This window comes from Nocardia sp. NBC_00508, assembly GCF_036346875.1.
In the GTDB taxonomy this organism is placed as follows: Bacteria; Actinomycetota; Actinomycetes; order Mycobacteriales; family Mycobacteriaceae; genus Nocardia.
The window spans coordinates 5,788,384-5,805,879 of sequence record NZ_CP107852.1 but is presented as its reverse complement, the minus strand read 5'-3'; the positions used below and the strand labels follow the sequence as shown (position 1 = coordinate 5,805,879).

General features: G+C 69.5%; 16 protein-coding genes. 4 read left to right on the top strand and 12 right to left on the bottom strand.

The genetic code is table 11. From position 1 onward, the window contains the following. Positions 1 to 78 precede the first annotated feature (78 nt). Positions 79 to 1,443: a DoxX family protein gene (locus OHA40_RS25940; RefSeq protein ID WP_330229475.1), complete on the bottom strand. Its 1,365-nt coding sequence runs from the start codon at positions 1,441 to 1,443 to the stop codon at positions 79 to 81. Positions 1,444 to 1,690: 247 nt separating this feature from the next. Here OHA40_RS25940 and OHA40_RS25935 point away from each other — a divergent pair, with 247 nt between their 5' ends. Together OHA40_RS25935 and OHA40_RS25930 are read left to right on the top strand one after the other, a co-directional pair. After that, a complete protein-coding gene (locus OHA40_RS25935) occupies positions 1,691 to 2,821 on the top strand; it encodes a phosphotransferase family protein (protein WP_330229474.1) in 1,131 nt (376 codons plus the stop codon). Between the two features lie 2 nt (positions 2,822 to 2,823). Further along, positions 2,824 to 3,921: a hypothetical protein gene (locus tag OHA40_RS25930; protein ID WP_330229473.1), complete on the top strand. Its 1,098-nt coding sequence runs from the start codon at positions 2,824 to 2,826 to the stop codon at positions 3,919 to 3,921. A gap of 38 nt (positions 3,922 to 3,959) precedes the next feature. On the opposite strand, the gene OHA40_RS25925 is transcribed toward OHA40_RS25930, so the two are convergent. From OHA40_RS25925 to mqo, 6 genes are all read right to left on the bottom strand, one after another. Continuing rightward, on the bottom strand, positions 3,960 to 4,322 hold the full coding sequence (locus tag OHA40_RS25925) for a cobalamin biosynthesis protein (protein WP_330229472.1): 363 nt from the start codon (positions 4,320 to 4,322) through the stop codon (positions 3,960 to 3,962). Beyond that, on the bottom strand, positions 4,309 to 5,898 hold the full coding sequence (locus OHA40_RS25920; protein ID WP_330229471.1) for a cobyrinate a,c-diamide synthase: 1,590 nt from the start codon (positions 5,896 to 5,898) through the stop codon (positions 4,309 to 4,311). Before OHA40_RS25920 ends, OHA40_RS25925 begins: the two co-directional genes overlap by 14 nt. 88 nt (positions 5,899 to 5,986) lie before the next feature. Further along, positions 5,987 to 6,601, bottom strand: a complete 615-nt coding sequence (cobO, locus tag OHA40_RS25915) for a cob(I)yrinic acid a,c-diamide adenosyltransferase (RefSeq protein ID WP_330229470.1) — start codon at positions 6,599 to 6,601, stop codon at positions 5,987 to 5,989. A gap of 136 nt (positions 6,602 to 6,737) precedes the next feature. Continuing rightward, positions 6,738 to 8,684 (bottom strand): VWA domain-containing protein, encoded by a 1,947-nt coding sequence (locus OHA40_RS25910; protein ID WP_330234377.1) that lies wholly within the window; start codon positions 8,682 to 8,684, stop codon positions 6,738 to 6,740. Positions 8,685 to 8,959: 275 nt separating this feature from the next. Continuing rightward, positions 8,960 to 9,418, bottom strand: coding sequence for a GNAT family N-acetyltransferase (locus OHA40_RS25905; protein WP_330229469.1), 459 nt, complete (start codon positions 9,416 to 9,418; stop codon positions 8,960 to 8,962). A gap of 19 nt (positions 9,419 to 9,437) precedes the next feature. After that, positions 9,438 to 10,910 (bottom strand): malate dehydrogenase (quinone), encoded by a 1,473-nt coding sequence (gene mqo, locus OHA40_RS25900; RefSeq protein WP_330229468.1) that lies wholly within the window; start codon positions 10,908 to 10,910, stop codon positions 9,438 to 9,440. Positions 10,911 to 11,378: 468 nt separating this feature from the next. Here mqo and OHA40_RS25895 point away from each other — a divergent pair, with 468 nt between their 5' ends. Continuing rightward, positions 11,379 to 12,344 carry an alpha/beta hydrolase gene (locus tag OHA40_RS25895; RefSeq protein WP_330234376.1) on the top strand — a complete coding sequence of 322 codons (966 nt, stop codon included), beginning with the start codon at positions 11,379 to 11,381 and terminating at the stop codon, positions 12,342 to 12,344. Here OHA40_RS25895 and OHA40_RS25890 read toward each other — a convergent pair. From OHA40_RS25890 to map, 5 genes are all read right to left on the bottom strand, one after another. Further along, positions 12,324 to 12,887, bottom strand: coding sequence for an alpha/beta hydrolase (locus OHA40_RS25890; protein WP_330229467.1), 564 nt, complete (start codon positions 12,885 to 12,887; stop codon positions 12,324 to 12,326). The two genes, OHA40_RS25895 and OHA40_RS25890, sit on opposite strands and share 21 nt — an antisense overlap. A gap of 54 nt (positions 12,888 to 12,941) precedes the next feature. Continuing rightward, positions 12,942 to 13,334, bottom strand: coding sequence for a PIN domain-containing protein (locus OHA40_RS25885; protein WP_330229466.1), 393 nt, complete (start codon positions 13,332 to 13,334; stop codon positions 12,942 to 12,944). Then, positions 13,331 to 13,618 (bottom strand): AbrB/MazE/SpoVT family DNA-binding domain-containing protein, encoded by a 288-nt coding sequence (locus OHA40_RS25880; protein WP_330229465.1) that lies wholly within the window; start codon positions 13,616 to 13,618, stop codon positions 13,331 to 13,333. Before OHA40_RS25880 ends, OHA40_RS25885 begins: the two co-directional genes overlap by 4 nt. A gap of 79 nt (positions 13,619 to 13,697) precedes the next feature. Then, on the bottom strand, positions 13,698 to 15,236 hold the full coding sequence (locus OHA40_RS25875; RefSeq protein WP_330229464.1) for a cobyric acid synthase: 1,539 nt from the start codon (positions 15,234 to 15,236) through the stop codon (positions 13,698 to 13,700). A gap of 37 nt (positions 15,237 to 15,273) precedes the next feature. Then, positions 15,274 to 16,137 carry a type I methionyl aminopeptidase gene (gene map, locus OHA40_RS25870; protein WP_330229463.1) on the bottom strand — a complete coding sequence of 288 codons (864 nt, stop codon included), beginning with the start codon at positions 16,135 to 16,137 and terminating at the stop codon, positions 15,274 to 15,276. A 117-nt stretch (positions 16,138 to 16,254) separates the two neighbouring features. On the opposite strand from map, the gene OHA40_RS25865 reads away from it, so the two are divergent. Next, a complete protein-coding gene (locus tag OHA40_RS25865) occupies positions 16,255 to 17,265 on the top strand; it encodes an LLM class flavin-dependent oxidoreductase (RefSeq protein ID WP_330229462.1) in 1,011 nt (336 codons plus the stop codon). The last annotated feature ends 231 nt before the right edge of the window (positions 17,266 to 17,496 follow it).

Sequence of the window (17,496 nt, the reverse complement as noted above, 5' to 3'; positions counted from 1 at the left end):
GGTATCGAAAAGTCCGGGATCCGTTCGGGGATTCGACGCGATCGGTGGACTCGAACCGTCGCGCGTGACGTCGACGGGTCAGCGGAAGTACGGGTACTCCTGCACCCAATGGAATCCGCGGCTGCGCAGGGTGAAGGTGTTCAGGTCGACCCGATCCAGCGACAGCGTCACCGGCGTGCCGTTCAGCTCGCCCGTCAGCAGCAGCGTGTCCGATGTCGGCTGGGCGAAGGTGAAACTCGCCAGGCGGGCGGGCGGCGCGTCCTGAGCTCGCGGCGGCTCCGACAGCACGAGGGTGTGCGCGGCCTCGTCGACCTGCGCCACGACGGGCACGGACGAGTCGTCCATCTTCTGCACCGCAGTGTTCTGCCGGTCGAAAATCACTCGGCGCCAGCGGCTTTCGTCGGTCAGCAGCGGCGGCGCCGGATGCCCCGCCCTGGTGAACTCACCGACGGTCCAGATGCCGTACAGCGGAGGCTTCGGCGCGCCGTCACTGTCGTCACGCCATACCTCCCAGGTGAGCACCGTGGTACCGGTCAAGATCCACAACCCCAGCGCGACCTGCAGCGCCGCCGCAATCCGGTTCGCGCGCCTCGACCCGAACAGGACGGGCTGGGTGGCCGGCTCGGACGGGCGTTCCAGCACGAGCACATTCGCCAATCGCCTGGCCTGCGGCGCCAGGACCGCCAGGCACAGCAGCAGCAAGTGGAACGAGAGGATCTTCACCGGCACGTCGTAGGTCATGTTCAGCACGAAGACCTGCGCCATGCTCACCAGGCTGAGCATCGCGCCGATCGTCGCGGTGCGGGGCACGAACAGCAGCAGTCCGCCGAGCGTTTCGGCCGTGCCGAGCAGGATCTCGTACGCGGGCGCCGCGCCGACCTGGTTCCACAGCACGGATGCCGGACTCATGGTCCCGTACGGCTGCAGCAGCGCGGTCAGCGACGGTGCGGGCATCTGTGCCGGAATGGCCTTGGCCAGGCCGTAGAAGAGCATCTGGCCGCCCAGGCACAGCCGGATGAAAAGCACGAACCACCCTCCGAGAGTGGTGTACTCGCGACGGCGTCGATCGAAGATCGACCAGGCAACCGTGATCACCGCGGCCGCGACCAGTTCGCAGAAGATCAGCACCCAGATGGCGGCCTGGTCGCCGCTGCCGGAATTCTCGTGCAGCACGGCTTCGACTCCGAAGACGTGCTCGCCGACCCAGCCGGTGAGCGGATTCGCCGCGCGCATCTGCCACAGGATCGCGCTCTCCGATAGCCACTTGCCCACGATCCCGGTGAACGCGAAGAGGATCTGCGCGAACGACACACAGAACAGAAGCAGATACGCGAAGACGAACCGGAACGCGATCCGGGTCGGCAGGTTCCAGGGACGCCGAGGGGCGCCGAGGGGCGCCTCGTCGCCGCGAGGCTCCAGGACATTCGTTCCGACCGTGCGCACACCGCCCCCTCGCTCGCCGATAGATCTCCGAAAGCCGAAACTATCCGAACTGGTCATGGGATGACCTCAGGGAAAACCCCGGAATTCCGCATACATCTTTCGGCCTACGTGCTGGCCCCACTGGACGATCCACCCGGCGGACCCGCTTCGTGCCCCGGTTTCCACCCACGACAGAACTAGAACGCGTTACAGTCGCGTATCCAGGCCTTTGGGCGTGCACCCGGGCCGCACGTGTCAGGAGGACGACATGACCGATGATCCGGATCCGGCACAGCGACAGCAACTGACCGTCAGCGAGCGCGACCTGGACACGCTCGCCGAGAACCTGGCGCACTGGCTGCGGGCGAAGGTCGGCGCCGACCACCTGCCACAGGTCTCGGGATTGTCGCGTCCGCAGTCCGGCGGCATGTCCAGCACGTCGATCCTGTTCGACGCCGAGTGGAGCGCCGGAGGGGGCCTGGAGCGCGGGTCGTTCGTCGCACGGATGGCTCCGGAGGCCGGATCCTTCCCGGTCTTCCAGACCTACGACCTGGCCACGCAGTACCAGGTGATGGCGGGCGTGGCCGCGGCCACCGACGTGCCGGTGCCCGAGCTGTTCTGGCTGGAGAACGAGGAAAAGCCGCTCGGTACACCGTTCTTCGTGATGCGCCGGGTCGATGGCCGGGTGCCCGCGGACAACCCGCCGTACGTGTTCGTCGGCTGGCTGTTCGACGCGAGTCCCGCCGAGCGGCTGCGGCTGACCCGCAACACCGTCGAGGTGATCGCGAAGATCCACGGCATCCCCGATCCCACGATGCGGTTCCCGATGCTGGACGGTCCGGGCCAGTCCCTGCGCAGGCACGTCGAGGCGCAGCGCGCGTGGTATCGGTGGGCGCTGGCGGACGACGGCTTCGCGATCCCGCTCATCGAGCGGAGTTTCGCGTGGCTGGACGAGCACTGGCCCGCCGACCCGGGTCCGGACGTGCTCAGCTGGGGCGACGCCCGCCCTGGCAATATCATCTACCGCGGGTTCGATCCGGCGGGGGTGCTGGACTGGGAGATGGCCGCGCTCGGACCGCGCGAACTCGACCTGGGCTGGGTGATCTTCATCCACCGCTTCTTCCAGGACATCGCCACGCGTTTCGGCCAACCCGGATTGCCCGACTTCCTGCGCCGCGACGACGTGGTGGCCGAATACCGAGCGCTGACCGGACATCCGGTGCGCGATCTCGATTTCTATCTCGTCTACGCCGCGTTGCGGCACGCCATCGTGATGGCCAGGGTGAAGCGCCGGATGATCCACTTCGGCGAGGACACCGACACACCGGATCGCGACGACTACGTCATGCACCGGGCCGGCTTGGAAGCGTTGCTCGACGGAACCTACGAATGGGACTGACCATGCCTGTGCCTTTGGACGAATACCCGATCCACCAGACACCGCTCTCGCTGGCCCGGGTGGCCAGCAGCGATCGGAACTTCTACGACCGCAGCTACTTCAACGCCCACGACCGCGACGGCGGCAGCCTGCTGATCACCGGACTCGGCGTGTACCCCAATCTCGGCGTGACCGACGCCTACGCCGCCGTCCGCCGCGGCGACACACTGCGGGCGGTGCGCTTCTCCGACGCGCTCGGCGACCGCGGCTTGGACCAACGCGTCGGCGGCTACCGCGTCGAAGTGCTCGAGCCGCTGCGCCGCATCCGGCTGATCTGCGACCACGACGACCTGAGCTTCGACCTCACCTGGACCGGCGCCTTCCCCGCCGTGCAGGAACAGCCGCATCTGATCCTCGCGGGCAACCGGCCGATCATCGACGCGTCCCGGTTCGCTCAGGTCGGCGCGTGGGCGGGCACGCTGCACGTGGACGGCGACGACATCCCGATCGACCCGGCGGTGTGGACCGGAACCAGGGACCGCTCATGGGGCATCCGCCCGGTCGGCGAGACCGAGCCGCCCGGCCGCGCGGCCGCCGAGCCCTCCGGTGGGTTCTGGTGGCTGTATGTGCCGCTGCGGTTCGAGGAATTCGCCGTGGTGGTGATCGTGCAGGAGGAGCCGGACGGCAGGCGCACGCTCAACGACGCGACCCGAGTCTGGCCGGACGGGCGCACCGAGCAGCTCGGCTGGCCGCGCATCACAATCGACTACCGGTCCGGCACGAGGCTTCCCGTCGCGGCGCGGCTGGAGCTGACCACGCCGGACGGCAAGCCGCTGGACATCGAGATCACCCCGGGCACCGGCGTCCCGCTGCACGTCGGCTGCGGCTACGGCGGCGACCCCGACTGGCAGCACGGCCAGTGGAAGGGCCGCGACTGGTCCTGCTCCAGCCGCTACGACCTCACCGACCCGGCCATCGTCGCCCGCACTCCCTACGGCGTGATCGACCACGTCGCCCGCGCCCGCTGCGGCGACGCCGAGGGCTGGGGCCTGTTCGAACACGCCAGTCTCGGCCGCCATGACCCCACCGGCTTCGCGGACTGGGGGTCGGTGGCACCGTAAGCAAGGGTGTCGGCGGTCGGGCCGGGCACGGTGACCGCTCAGCGCGCGGCGGTCGCGGCGATCACGACTCCGTTGATCGTGGTCTTCGCGATCAGCAGCGGACCGCGTCCGGCCAGCAGAGCGGAGGCTTCCGCGACGCTCGCGGTGCCGAGCGCGCTCGCGGTGCGTGCGGACGGATTCGGCACTCGAACACCGGCGAGTTCGGCAGCCGTGTAGGAGCGGACGGGCACGCCCAACGCCTGGGCAGCGGCGTGCAGGCCGGGTTCGGCGGCGCGCCGGTCGATGGTCGCCAAACAGGCGATGACGTTGTCCCCCAGTACTTCTCGCAATGCCGCACGAATTCTGTCCGCGTCGGTGCCCGGGCGGACGCCGAGGCCGACGGCCAAGTCAGGTCGTGACACGGGCGCTGGCGTAGGCCGCGGCGACCGCGACGAAACGACGCACCGCGCTCGGATTTCCGGCCGGATGGGTGTGTAGGTAGGACGCGTGCACGTTGTCGGCGAGCATGCCATCGAGGACCCGTTCGCCCTCGCTGCCGTGCCAGCCCCACGCGGGCGCGGCCGAGGGCGGCGACACCAGACGGGTTCGATGGAACTCGTGCCCGCGGACCCGTTCCCCCGCCCGCCACAGCGGAGAGTCGCCGAGGGCCACCGCATCTCGGTAGCCGAGCGTCAGGCGCGGGCTGAACTCGGCGTCGGCGTCGATCACTCCCGCCATCGGATGGCCGTCGAGTGAGCGGGCCAGATACAGCAGCCCGGCGCATTCCGCGTGCACCGGCATCCCGCGCCGCGCGGCCTCTGCCACCGTCCGCAACAGCGGGACGTTCGATGCCAAGTCCGCGGCATGTTCCTCCGGGAAGCCGCCCGGCAACACCAAACCCGCTGTAGCGCCGGGCAATTCGTCGTGCAGCGGATCGAAGACGGCCACCCGCGCGCCCGCCGCCGTCAGCAATTCCCGATGCTCGGCATATCCGAACGTGAATGCCGCCCCACCCGCGACGGCGATCAGCGGTCCCTCCAGGTCGGCGATGCCACCGGCCGCGCCGAGAGTACTCCCGGCGGCTGCCGGCGAGTCACCACCGAGAATCGTCTCGGCGGAGGCCTCCGAGTCACCGCCACGATCGAGCTGCCGCTCGGCATGCGCCTGCGAATCACCACGATCGGGGGCCGCTCGGGCATGCGCCCGCGCGTCACCGCCATCGAAGGTCGCCGCAGCGGATGCCGGGGCATCACCGCCGAGACCGCGCACGGCGGCGGCGGGATCCCAGGACGGCCCGGTGACCGACGAGCGGGCCAGCGCCGCGATCGCGTGCAGGTCCACATTGGCGGCCACGAGTTCCGTCATCGCCGCCACGGCCGCCGTCGCGGCGGCGCCGTGTTCCACGGCGGGAATCAGGCCGAGATGCCGGGACGGAACCTCCAATTCGGCCAGCCGCGGCAGCGATCCGAGCACCGGCAGCCCGACCCGGTCGCAGGCCGCGCGCAATACCTGGTCGTGCCGTTCGCTGCCGACCCGGTTCAGGATCACCCCGCCGAGCCGGACGCCGCTGTCGAAGGTGGCGAACCCGTGCAGCAGGGCCGCCAGGCTCTGGCTGTGCCCGCGAGCGTCCACCACCAGCACCACCGGCGCCCCGAGCAGACTCGCGACCTGCGCCGTCGACCCCTCCGCCACCGGACCCGCGTGCTGATCGATCCGCCCGTCGAACAGCCCCATGACGCCCTCGACCACAGCCAGGTCGCACCCCTGCGCACCGTGCCGATACAGCGGTACGACACGTTCGGCCCCCACCAGCACCGGATCCAGATTTCGCCCTGGCCGGCCCGCCGCCAGTCCGTGATACCCCGGATCAATGTAATCGGGCCCCACCTTGAACGGCGCGACCCGATGCCCCACCCGCCCCAACGCCCCCATCAAACCAGTAGCAACCGTCGTCTTCCCACTGCCCGACGCCGGAGCCGCCACAACCACCGCCCTCATCCCGCCCCCCGCTCGTCGAGTGGCACACCATCGTGTGGGCATCTCGCGATACGCCGCAGGCATGTGCCACTCGCGATCCAGAACCCTGTCACCATTCGATGCCTCGTTGGCCTTTGCGGCCCGCGTCCATGGGGTGTTTGAGTTTGGTCATCTCGGTGACCAGGTCGGCGGCTTCGATCAAGGCGGCAGGTGCGTCGCGGCCCGTGATGACGACGTGTTGGTTGCCGGGACGGTTGGTCAGGGTGTCGACCACTTCGGCCACATCCACCCAACCCCACTTCAGCGGGTAGGTGAATTCGTCGAGGACGTAGAACCGGTGCTGCTCGGCCTGCAGGCGCCGGGCGACCTCCTGCCAACCGGCGAGCGCGGCCGCTGCGTGGTCCTGCTCGGTGCCCTGCTTGCGGGTCCAGGACCAGCCCTCGCCCATCTTGTGCCACTCCACCGGCCCGCCCGCGCCGGTCTGCTCGTGCAGCGTGCCGAGGGCGCGGAAGGCCGCCTCCTCGCCCACCTTCCATTTGGCGCTCTTCACGAACTGGAACACCGCGACATCGAAGCCTTGGTTCCATGCCCGCAGCGCCATCCCGAACGCGGCCGTCGACTTACCCTTGCCCGGCCCGGTGTGCACCGCGAGCACCGGCTGATTACGCCGCTGCCGCGTGGTCAGCCCGTCGTCGGGAACTGTCTCCGGAACACCTTTGGGCATCGAAACCTCCTTGCGGTTCTCGGCTCACTCCGCCCCTGCACGGCCCGCATACCGCGCCGAGGTCGCCTGCGCGAACCCGGCCGGATCGGGTACGGCAGCCGTGCTCAGACTCCGGCGCGAGGGCGATTTCCCCTGTTCAAGCGGCCCGCACCGCACCGCTCCCGGAACTCGCGCGGACGATATCGGCCACCGAGTCCCCGGTCAGCTCGGCCAGCCGCAGATAACCGCCGCGCAGGTCGCGTGCCAGGTCCGCGGCGAGACCGAGGCGGATCATGCCGCGTTCGCAGTCGACCACGATCGAGGTGACCGCGTCCTGCGCGAGCAGGCTCGCGGCGGCGCGGGCGCGGGGAACGGGATCGGCGCCGCCGGTCGCACGGCCATCGGTCAGCACCACCAGCATCGGCCTGCGGCGCGGGTCGCGCACGCGCTCGCGCCGCACCACCTCGCGTGCCTTCAGCAGGCCCGCCGCGAGCGGGGTCTTCCCGCCGGTACGCATTCCGGACAACCGCCGCACCGCGATATCGACCGACGAGGTCGGCGGCAACACGAGTTCGGCGTCCGCGCCACGCACGGTGATGACGGCGACCTTGTCGCGGCGCTGGTAGGCGTCCCGCAGCAGCGTGACCACCGCGCCGGTGACAGCCGACAGCCGGTCTTTGGCAGCCATCGAGCCGGACGCGTCGACCACGAAGACGATCAGATTGCCCTCTCGCCCTTCGCGATACGCGCCGCGTAGGTCGTCGGCGGCCAACCGCAACGGCCCCTCGTCACGTCCACGGGACCGTTGGTGCGGTACGGCGGCGAACACCGTGCCCAGCAGATGCAACCCCGAGGAGGTATCGGTGCTGGACCGTACGACGCGCCCGTGCCGCGATTCGGCGCGGGATCGCCTGCCCGGCGCCCCCTCGCCGATGCCGGGGACCTCCCAGCGCGGCGGTCGAGCCGCCGCGGAAACCGGTGCGCCACTGCGTCCTTCGCCCGCTCCACCGCCCGGCCCGTCCGGCGGCGACGGGTCCTCGGGTCCGCCATCGGGGTCGTCGCCGGAGACGCCGTCCGGTTCCGCCTCCGGCGGCGTGAATTCCTCGGTCGGCGCGGGCGGTTGCTCCTCGCGCTGTGCCTCGGTGGCCGCGTCGCGCATGGCGTCGTCGAGCTGCTGCTCGCTGATGCCGGGCTCGTCGAACGGATCGCGCCTGCGTCGGTGCGGCAGCGCCAGTTCGGCGGCGACGCGCACGTCGTCCTCGGTCACCGCGTCGCCGCCACGCCAGGCGGCATGCGCGGTCGCGGTTCGCGCGACGACCAGATCGGCGCGCATTCCGTCGACGTCGAACGCGGCGCACAGCGCCGCGATCCGGCGCAATTCCACATCGTCGAGCACCACTCGGCCGATCCGTTCCCTGGCGGAGCGGATCTGCCCGGCCACCGCACGATCGGCCTCGGCGTACCGCGCCACGAACCCGGCCGGATCGGCCTCGTAGTCCAGCCTGCGGCGCACCACCGCCATGCGCACGTCTACCTCTCGGGAGGCGGCCACGTCCACGGTCAGACCGAACCGGTCCAGCAGCTGCGGGCGCAGCTCACCCTCCTCCGGGTTCATCGTCCCGACCAGCACGAAACGCGCGGGTTGCGAGTGCGAGACGCCGTCGCGTTCGACGTGTACCCGGCCCATCGCGGCCGCGTCGAGCAGCACGTCCACCAGGTGGTCGTGCAGCAGGTTGACCTCGTCCACATAGAGCACGCCGTGATGGGCCGCGGCCAGCAGGCCGGGACGGAACGCCTGCTCCCCATCGCGCAAGACGCGCTCGAGGTCCAGGGAGCCCACCACGCGGTCCTCGGTCGCGCCCACCGGCAACTCCACCAGCCGGGCCGGGCGCGCCCCGGTCTCGTCCACAACCGGCGGCAACAACTGGGCAAGCGCACGCACCACGGTCGACTTGGCGGTGCCCTTCTCGCCGCGGACCAGCACGCCGCCGATGCCGGGATGCACAGCGCACAGAATCAGCGCGAGTTGCAGCCGCTCCTGCCCAACGACGGCCGAGAACGGGAACCCGGCGTCACCGTCCGAGGTAGGACGAGCCCTGTTCATCTGCTCTGACGTCAACGTAGTTTCGGCATGAGACACGGACACGCCCCAACTCTAGGCGCGCCCCGATGCCCGCCGAGCGGTGCCCTCCATGCGATCGGTTCGGGGCAGACCGCCACCATGCCACTCGCGCAACTACCAGCGAGTCTTACGAGCGACACTCGCGGCCCGGCTCGCGTCCGAGCAGCCGCCGCGTCCGCGACGAAGTCGCCAGCGGCGGTCGCTCGGACGCGAGCCATAAGGGGGCCGCGAACACGCCGCGACGAAGTCGCGGCAAATCAGACAGAGCCTCCCCTGCGCATCGGCACGTGGGGGATGCCGTCCTCGTCGAATTCCTCGCCGTCGACCTTGAAGCCGTGCTTGCTGTACAGGTCGACCAGGTAGCTCTGCGCGGACAATCGCACCGTCGCCGAACCGGTCTCGGCCAGCGCCGCCTGCAGCAGCCGCGTGGTGTAGCCGTGCCCGCGCGCCGGCGCCGCGGTGCACAGCCTGCCGATACGGAAGCTCTTCACACCGTCCCGGTGCTCCTCGCACAGGCGCAGCGTCGCGATCACCTCGCCCTCGTCATCGAGCCAGAAGTGCCTGGTCTCGGGCAGCAGGTCCTGCCCGTCCAGTTCCGGGTACGCGCACTTCTGCTCGACGACGAAGACTTCGACGCGAAGTTTCAACAGCTGGTAGAGCGTGGCGGTGTCGAGATCCTGCGCCCATGACCGTTTGAGAGCAACCGTTGACATCATCGCGCCTTGCTATCACAACCTAGGCGTTCGCCGCGACCCCTGCGTGCCTCGGCGTGTTGTCGCCACCGCCGACGAGGTTCAGCGTCTTGGAGGTCCAATCCCACACCTCGTGGAACAGCGCGGGGTTGTCCGAGAGCTGCACGCCCAGGGAGGGCACCATTTCCTTCAGCTTCGGCGTCCACTCGGCGTACTCCTGCGGGAAGCAGCGCTGCAGGACGTCGAGCATGGCGGTGACGCAGGTCGAGGCGCCCGGCGACGCGCCGAGCAGACCGGCGATGGAGCCGTCGCGGGCGGCGATCACGGCGGTGCCGAACTCGAGCACGCCGCCGGCGCCCTTGCGCCGGATCACCTGTACGCGCTGGCCCGCGGTGATCAGCTCCCAGTCCCTGGCCTCGGCGCGCGGGATGAACTCCGACAGCGTGATCACCTTGCCCGCCTCGGACTTCAGCAGCTCGCTGACCAGGTACTTGGTCAAGCCCAGCTCGGTGACGCCGACGCCGAGCAGGGAGAAGATATTGTTCGGCCGCACCGACTTGAACAGATCGGTGTTCTTGCCGTCCTTCAGGAACTTCGGTGTCCAGCCCGCGTACGGGCCGAACAGCAGGCCCGGCCTGCCCTTGATCACACGGGTGTCCAGATGCGGCACCGACATCGGCGGCGCGCCGACGGCGGCCTTGCCGTAGACCTTGGCCTCGTGCCGATGGATCAACGCCGGGTTGACGCAGCGGAAGAACTGGCCGCTGACCGGGAAGCCGCCGAATCCCTTGGCCTCTTTGATGTTCGCCTTCTGCAAGAGCGGCAGCGCGCCGCCGCCCGCGCCGACGAACACGAATTTGCTGATCAACCTGCGGGTTTCGCGGGTACGCACATTGCGGACCGTGACCAGCCAGGATCCGTCGGACTGCTTGGCCAGATCGCGCACCTCGTGGCCGAAGGCCAGGTCGGCCCCGGTGGAACCGAGGTAGGCCAGCAACTCCTGAGTGAGCGCGCCGAAGTCGATGTCGGTGCCGCCGTCGGTCCAGTTCAGCGCGATCGGGTCGGAGAAGTCCCGGCCGCGCGCCATCAGCGGCAGACGCCGGGCGAACTCGTCGGGGCGGTCGATGTACTCCATGCCCTCGAACAGCGGGTGCGGCGCCAGCGCCTCGTAGCGCTTGCGCAGGTACTCCACGTTGTCGGCGCCGTGCACGAAGCTGACGTGCGGGATCGGGTTGATGAAGCCGGACGGATCGCCGAGGACGCCGTTTTCCACGCCGTAGGACCAGAACTGACGCGAGACCTGGAAGCGCTCGTTGATGTCGACGGCTTTGGTGATGTCCACCGAGCCGTCCGGGTTCTGCGGGCTGTAGTTCAGCTCACACAGGGCGGAGTGTCCGGTGCCCGCGTTGTTCCACGGGTCGCTGCTCTCCGCCGCGGCGGCGTCGAGCCGCTCGAACAGGGAGATCGACCAATCCGGCTGCAGCTGCCGCAGCAGCGCGCCGAGAGTGGCACTCATGATGCCGGCACCGATGAGTACTACATCGGTCTTTTCAGTCAGGGCAGCGTTCGGCACGGGTAGTTCGACTTCCTTGTCCTTCTGCGCGGGCCCACCGGGCGGGTGGACCTGCCTGGGCACGGTGTGTGGTTGTCACTCGGGTCCGGCTCCGCCGTTCCCGAACACTATGGCGGGAGTCAGGTTACCCGCCGTTCACCTAGGCCCAATTGTGCACCTCACCACCCCCGCGACACGCGGTCGGCCTGCCGAATGTGCGGAATGCGACAGAGATCGTCGTCACTTCCGCGGCAGGGAGACCGCGATGGTCTGTCGGCTCACGGCGCCGTCCAATACATTGGTCGCGTGACGAACGAACAGTCGCTTGCCGAGCCGGTCAACACCTCTCCGGATGGCGTCCGCGTCACCGCTGCCGACGGGGACTGGCTCCCCGACGTCCTAGGCCCGCACTACCAGCAGCGCACGCTTCCGCTGGGCCCCGATCCCGACGGCGAAGGCGACGTGGTCGCCACGCTGGTGCGCTACGTGCCCAGCGGCGCCGTCGAGCAGACCGCGGGCGTGGTGCTCTACGTCCACGGATTCACCGATTACTTCTTTCAAGAGCACCTCGCCGAGCACTACGCCGAGCGCGGGTTCCAGTTCTACGCGCTCGACCTGCGCAAGTGCGGCCGCTCGCTGCGGGAAGGGCATACACCGCACTATGTGACGGATCTCGCTTTCTACGATCGGGAACTGGACGAGTCGCTGCGGATCGTGCAGGCCGAGACCAGTGCGCCGGTGGTCATCACCGCGCATTCCACCGGCGGTCTGGTCGCGTCGCTGTGGCTGGACCGGCTCAACCGCTCCCGAGGGACGGCCGCGGCGGGGATCACCGGCCTGGTACTCAACAGCCCGTGGTTCGACCTGCAGGGTCCGGCGTACTACCGGACCATCGGAACACGGTTCATCAAGGCGGTCGGGCGGTTCCGGAGGATGGTCGAGCTGCCCGGGGGCAAGATCAGCACCTACGGCGACAGCCTGCACCGGTCGGTGTCCGGCGAGTGGGATTACAACCTGGACTGGAAACCGTTGGAGGGCTTCCCGGTTCGGCTCGGCTGGTTGCGCGCGATCCGCAACGGCCACGCACGGCTGCACGAGGGCCTCGACATCGGGGTGCCGTCGCTGATCCTGCGCTCCAGGATGACCAAGTTCGCCCGGCGGTACGGTCCCGCGGTGGACGTGGCCGACGCGGTTCTCGACGTCAAGCAGATCCAGCGCTGGTCGGGCTGTCTGGGTGACCGCACCAACATGGTGCCGATCGACGGCGCCAAGCACGACGTGTTCCTGTCCGGGCCCAAGGCGCTGGCGCAGGCGTTCGCCGAGTTGGACAGCTGGCTGGACTGGCTGGCCGGCTACCAGGCGGCGGCCCGCCGGCAGTCACCAGAGGCTGGTGCGTAGCACGATCTCGGTGGCCAGCTCGTGGTCGGCTTCGGTGGCCACGTTGGTGACGTCGACCTCGATCACCCGGAACTCGCCGTAGACGAACCGTCCCGACGGGTCGGCCACCGAGCGCGGCATGTTCTTGGTGACCAGCAGCGTGGTCGGCACCTCCACCTGACCGGTGGTCGCGTCCGCCACCGCGCCGTCGGTGCCCGGTACGGCCGGATGCCCGCGGTCGGCGACGACCAAGCTCTGGAACCGGCCGAAGCCGCGGGCGCAGGCCTGCCAGGCCAGCACGGCGCCCGCACCGCGTCCGGCGACGTTCACCCACGGCAGCCCGAGCTCGTCCAGGAGCGCGGTCACACCGGCCGCGTCCAGGCCCTCGATCGACTCCACCGCGAAGGTGCGCAGGTCCGAAGTGTGCAGGCGGGCGCATACCTGGTCGTAGACGTCCGCCGGATCACCCGCGTCGGGCAGCAGCAGGACGCTGTGCCGGGACTGCGGCCCGTCGATCCGCACGGTCCACGCCCGGTCACCCACCGTGATCCGCCGAGATTCCATGCCGAATCACGCTACACGGACGGCCGGGCCACAGGGGCGTATGCGGGGCGGCACTCAGGTGAGCAGGCGCATTCCGGCCTGCTCACCTGCGTTGTGATCGAAGGTGACGGTCAGGTCACATCCCGCCTCTTGACCGAGTTGCTGGATCAGCGCGTCGGCGAAGTCCGCTCCGTCTGCGGCCCGGCGCAGCGCCTGCCGCACGGTGTCGGCGCGCTCGACCACGATCTCGGCGGAGTCGAGCAGGCCGAGCAGCACGTCGGTGACGGCTTCCGGGTCCTGTTTGTAGCCGCGGCGCAGTACCCAGTGGATCTCGGCGAGCACGATCATCGTGACGTAGCCGGGCCTGCTCTCGCTGAGCCCGTCGATCACCCGGTTGGCCCGCGCGGACTGTTCCGGGTCGTCCTGGGTGAGGTAGCGAATCAGCACGTTCGCGTCCAGACCGATCATCGCCCCTTGCCTTCCACGATGTTGCCCGCGATCGCCTCGTTCATCTCGGCCAGGCCGATCGGCGAGCCGGACCAGCCGACGATGCCCTTCAGCGACTTGATCGTGCGCGTCTCCGGCACCAGTTCGTAGGTGCCGGTGGGGGTGGGCACGAAGGCGACCCGCACACCGGCGCGCAGCCCCATCGCGACGCGCACGTCGATCGGGATGGTGATCTGCCCCTTGCTCGTCACGGTCGCCGACACCACGCTTCCCCCTCGGCTGTTGGGCTTCTTGTCCGTCGCCATATTCCTCACCCGACCGTCGGCCCGCGCCTTACCTGGGACCGAATTCCTTACTGCAAGGTAAGGGGCGAGGTCCGCCGCGTCAACCGATAGCGTCACCAGGGAGAACAGTGCCAGTGGCCAGGGTGGGCAGATCCGCGGGCGCACCCTCGGCGAGGAGGCGCTCGATCGCCGCCACGTCGAGATGGTCTTCGACCAGCCCGGCTACCAGATCGAGCTGCGCGGCCCGCACGTCGGCCACCGAAACATCTTCGGCCACAACGAAACCCGTTCGTCCCGCGGCCGCGGCGACGGCGCGCAGCCAGCCGCGCCGCAATTCGTCCGACTCCAGCAGCCCGTGCAGGTGGGTGCCCCACACCGCGCCGCGCACGCTGCCCTCCGGCTCGCCGTCGACCGTGAGCCATGCCGGGTCGCCGCGGTGGGTCACCCGGCCGTGGTGGATCTCGTAGCCGCGCACTGCGGTCCCCGCAGCGTGGCCTGCGCTGCGGCGCAACACCTTCGGCTCGGCGAATTCGATCGCGAGGTCGAGCAACCCGAGTCCGTCGACCACGCCTTCGCCGGACTCGACCCGGTCGAGGATGTGGGTACCGAGCATCTGATACCCGCCGCAGATACCCAGGATCGGACGTCCCGCGGCGGCGCGGGCGCGCAGCCCGTCGGCGATGCCGGTGCGCCGCAACCACCGCAGATCCGACACCGTCGCCTTGCTGCCCGGCACGATCACCAGATCCGCGCCCGCCAGCCGGGACGGCTCGCTCACCCAGCGCACCGCGACGCCGGGTTCGCAGGCCAGCGCCTCGACGTCGGTGGAGTTGGAGATGCGCGGCAGCCGGATGGCCGCAACGGTCAGCCATTCGGCGCCCACCGGCGGTCGCGGACGACCGACCGGCGCGTCGGCCAGGGTCCCGAGTGAGTCCTCGGCGTCGATCCAGAGATCCTCGGCGTACGGGAGCACGCCGAGGGTGGGGCGACCGGTGAGCTCGGTGAGGCGGTCCAGACCGGGCCGCAGCAGCTCCGGCGCGCCACGGAATTTATTGACCACGAAGCCCGAGATCAACTGCTGGTCTTCGGGTTCCAGGATCGCGACGGTGCCGAACAGGTGGGCAAGCACGCCGCCGCGATCGATGTCGCCGACCAGCAGCACCGGCAGCCGTGCGGCGCGCGCCAGGCCCATGTTCGCCAGATCCGTCGCGCGCAGGTTGATCTCGGCGGGCGATCCGGCGCCCTCGCAGATCACCACGTCGAATTCGGCGCGCAGCGCGGCGAGTTCGGCGGCCACGACAGCGCGCAATTCCCGCCGGTGCCGGAAGTAGTCCTCGGCCCCGACCGTGCCGATCGCCGTGCCCCGCACCACCAGCTGGGAGCGCCGATCACTACCCGGCTTGAGCAGGACGGGGTTGAATCGGATGCTCGGTTCCAGCCCGCACGCCTGCGCCTGCAACGCCTGCGCACGGCCGATCTCCCCGCCGTCCAGCGTGACCACGGAATTGTTGGACATGTTCTGCGCCTTGAACGGCGCGACGCGCACACCGCGCCGGGCCAGCATCCGGCAGATCCCGGCCACCACGACGCTCTTGCCCGCGTCGGAGGTGGTGCCCGCGACCAGCAGCGCGCCCTTCATCGCACACCACGCCCACCGTGGACCACGACGAGGCTGGTCACGGCAAGGTCAGGATCTCGGTCCCGGACTCGGTGACGACCAGGGTGTGCTCGAACTGCGCGGTCCACTTGCGATCCTTGGTGACGACGGTCCAGCCGTCGTCCCAGATCTCGTAATCGATGCCGCCGAGATTGATCATCGGCTCGATGGTGAACGTCATGCCCGGTTCGATGACGGTCTCCACCGAAGGCTGGTCGTAGTGCAGGACGACCAGGCCGCTGTGGAAGGTGGGGCCGACGCCGTGGCCGGTGAAGTCGCGCACCACGCCGTAGCCGAAACGGTTGGCATAGGACTCGATGACCCGCCCGATCACGTTGAGCGCGCGACCCGGCCGGACCGCCTTGATGGCCCGCATGGTGGCCTCCTCGGTCCGCTCGACGAGCAGGCGCACCTCCTCGTCGACGTCACCGGCGAGGAAGGTCCTGTTGGTATCGCCGTGTACGCCGTGGATGTAGGCCGTGACGTCGATATTGACGATGTCGCCGTCCTCGATCACGGTGGAGTCCGGGATACCGTGGCAGATCACCTCGTTCAGCGAGGTGCAGCACGACTTCGGAAATCCCTTGTAGCCGAGGGTCGACGGATACGCCCCGTGGTCACACAGATACTCGTGCGCGATGCGATCCAGCTCGTCGGTGGTGACGCCGGGCGCGACCGCCTTGCCCGCCTCCGCCAGCGCCTGCGCGGCGATCTTGCCCGCGATCCGCATCTGCTCGATCGTCTCCGCGGTCTGCACCCAGGGCTCACGCCCCTCGTTGGCGGTCTTCTTCCACGCGTACTCCGGGCGCTCGATCGCGCGCGCGACTTCACGGGTAGGCGACAGCGTGCCGGGGACAAGCGGCTTGCGGGTGCGGACAGACATAGCGAACAGCGTAATGGGACGGTCGGATGGATGCCGAGACCCAGCCGGAATAGTCTCGGACCGCGGTCCGTTTACAGAATTGGTTGACATCGAAACAACTCGAAAGAGGCTCGAACCGTGGAACTGGGACTCACGACTTTCGCCGAGCTCTACCCCGTCGGCGACCGGCCCGCACCGACCGCGGCCGAGCGGCTGCGCGAAGTGGTCGCGGAGGCCGTCGCCACCGAGCAGGCCGGACTCGACGTCTACGGGGTCGGTGAACACCACCGCAAGGACTTCGCCGCCTCCGCGCCCGCGATCGTGCTCGCGGCGATCGCGTCCCGCACCGAGCGGATCCGGCTCACCAGCGCGGTCAGCGTGTTGAGCTCGGACGATCCGGTCCGCGTTTACCAGGACTTCGCCACGCTGGACGGCCTGTCCGCGGGTCGCGCCGAGCTCATGGCAGGGCGCGGCTCGTTCACCGAATCGTTCCCGCTGTTCGGCTACGACCTGGCCGACTACGACGAACTCTTCGACGAGAAGCTGGCGCTGCTGCTGCACATTCGGCAAGACGAGCCGGTCACCTGGAGCGGCAGATTCCGTCCGCCGCTGCGCGACGCCGTCGTCTACCCGCGCACCGACCACCGGCCCCTGCCGGTCTGGATCGCGGTGGGCGGCAGCCCCGAGTCGGTAATCCGCGCAGGACTGCTCGGCCTTCCGCTGGCCATCGCGATCATCGGCGGACAGCCGGCCCGGTTTGCACCGCTGGTCGACCTCTACCACCGTGCTCTGGAACAGGCGGGGCACCCGAAGCAGGCGGTCGCGGTGCACGCGCACGGGTACGTCGCGGACACCGACGAGCAAGCCGTCGCCGACTTCTACGAGCCGTACGCGTTGGCGATGAGCACCATCGGGCGTGAACGCGGCTGGGGTCCCATGACCCGCGCTCAGTTCGACGCGTTGCGCGCACCGGGAGGTTCGCTGTTCGTCGGCACACCCGACTACGTCGCCGAAAAGGTCGCCGCGGTAGGTGAAACGCTCGGCTTGGACCGCTTCATGCTGCACACCAGCGTCGGCACCCTGCCGCACGAAAAGGTCTTGCACACCATCGAGCTGCTCGGCACGAAGGTCGCCCCGCAGGTGCGCTGACGGGCCCGCGCCGTTGTCCCGCACACGGCGGAGTGATTGTCGTACAGCGGGATCCGTGGCGGACGTGCCGTGCCAGTCGACCACGCGGCACGCCGGGCGGGGCGCCCCGTTGCGCCCGCCGTCACTGTGCCGGCGGCCGCCCTGGGGTGAAGTTACTGGTCAAATGACTCGGCACCGCAGGCCGGGTGCCGCGCGGCGCGACGTGTTGGCGAGATCGTCCGCGATGATGTG

Coding starts and splice junctions, on each gene's coding strand:
- OHA40_RS25935 (WP_330229474.1), top strand. CDS start 1,691: ATGACCGATGATCCGGATCCGGCACAGCGACAGCAACTGACCGTCAGC.
- OHA40_RS25930 (WP_330229473.1), top strand. CDS start 2,824: ATGCCTGTGCCTTTGGACGAATACCCGATCCACCAGACACCGCTCTCG.
- OHA40_RS25920 (WP_330229471.1), bottom strand. CDS start 5,898: ATGAGGGCGGTGGTTGTGGCGGCTCCGGCGTCGGGCAGTGGGAAGACG.
- cobO (WP_330229470.1), bottom strand. CDS start 6,601: ATGCCCAAAGGTGTTCCGGAGACAGTTCCCGACGACGGGCTGACCACG.
- OHA40_RS25910 (WP_330234377.1), bottom strand. CDS start 8,684: ATGAACAGGGCTCGTCCTACCTCGGACGGTGACGCCGGGTTCCCGTTC.
- OHA40_RS25905 (WP_330229469.1), bottom strand. CDS start 9,418: ATGATGTCAACGGTTGCTCTCAAACGGTCATGGGCGCAGGATCTCGAC.
- mqo (WP_330229468.1), bottom strand. CDS start 10,910: ATGAGTGCCACTCTCGGCGCGCTGCTGCGGCAGCTGCAGCCGGATTGG.
- OHA40_RS25890 (WP_330229467.1), bottom strand. CDS start 12,887: ATGGAATCTCGGCGGATCACGGTGGGTGACCGGGCGTGGACCGTGCGG.
- OHA40_RS25885 (WP_330229466.1), bottom strand. CDS start 13,334: ATGATCGGTCTGGACGCGAACGTGCTGATTCGCTACCTCACCCAGGAC.
- OHA40_RS25880 (WP_330229465.1), bottom strand. CDS start 13,618: ATGGCGACGGACAAGAAGCCCAACAGCCGAGGGGGAAGCGTGGTGTCG.
- OHA40_RS25875 (WP_330229464.1), bottom strand. CDS start 15,236: ATGAAGGGCGCGCTGCTGGTCGCGGGCACCACCTCCGACGCGGGCAAG.
- map (WP_330229463.1), bottom strand. CDS start 16,137: ATGTCTGTCCGCACCCGCAAGCCGCTTGTCCCCGGCACGCTGTCGCCT.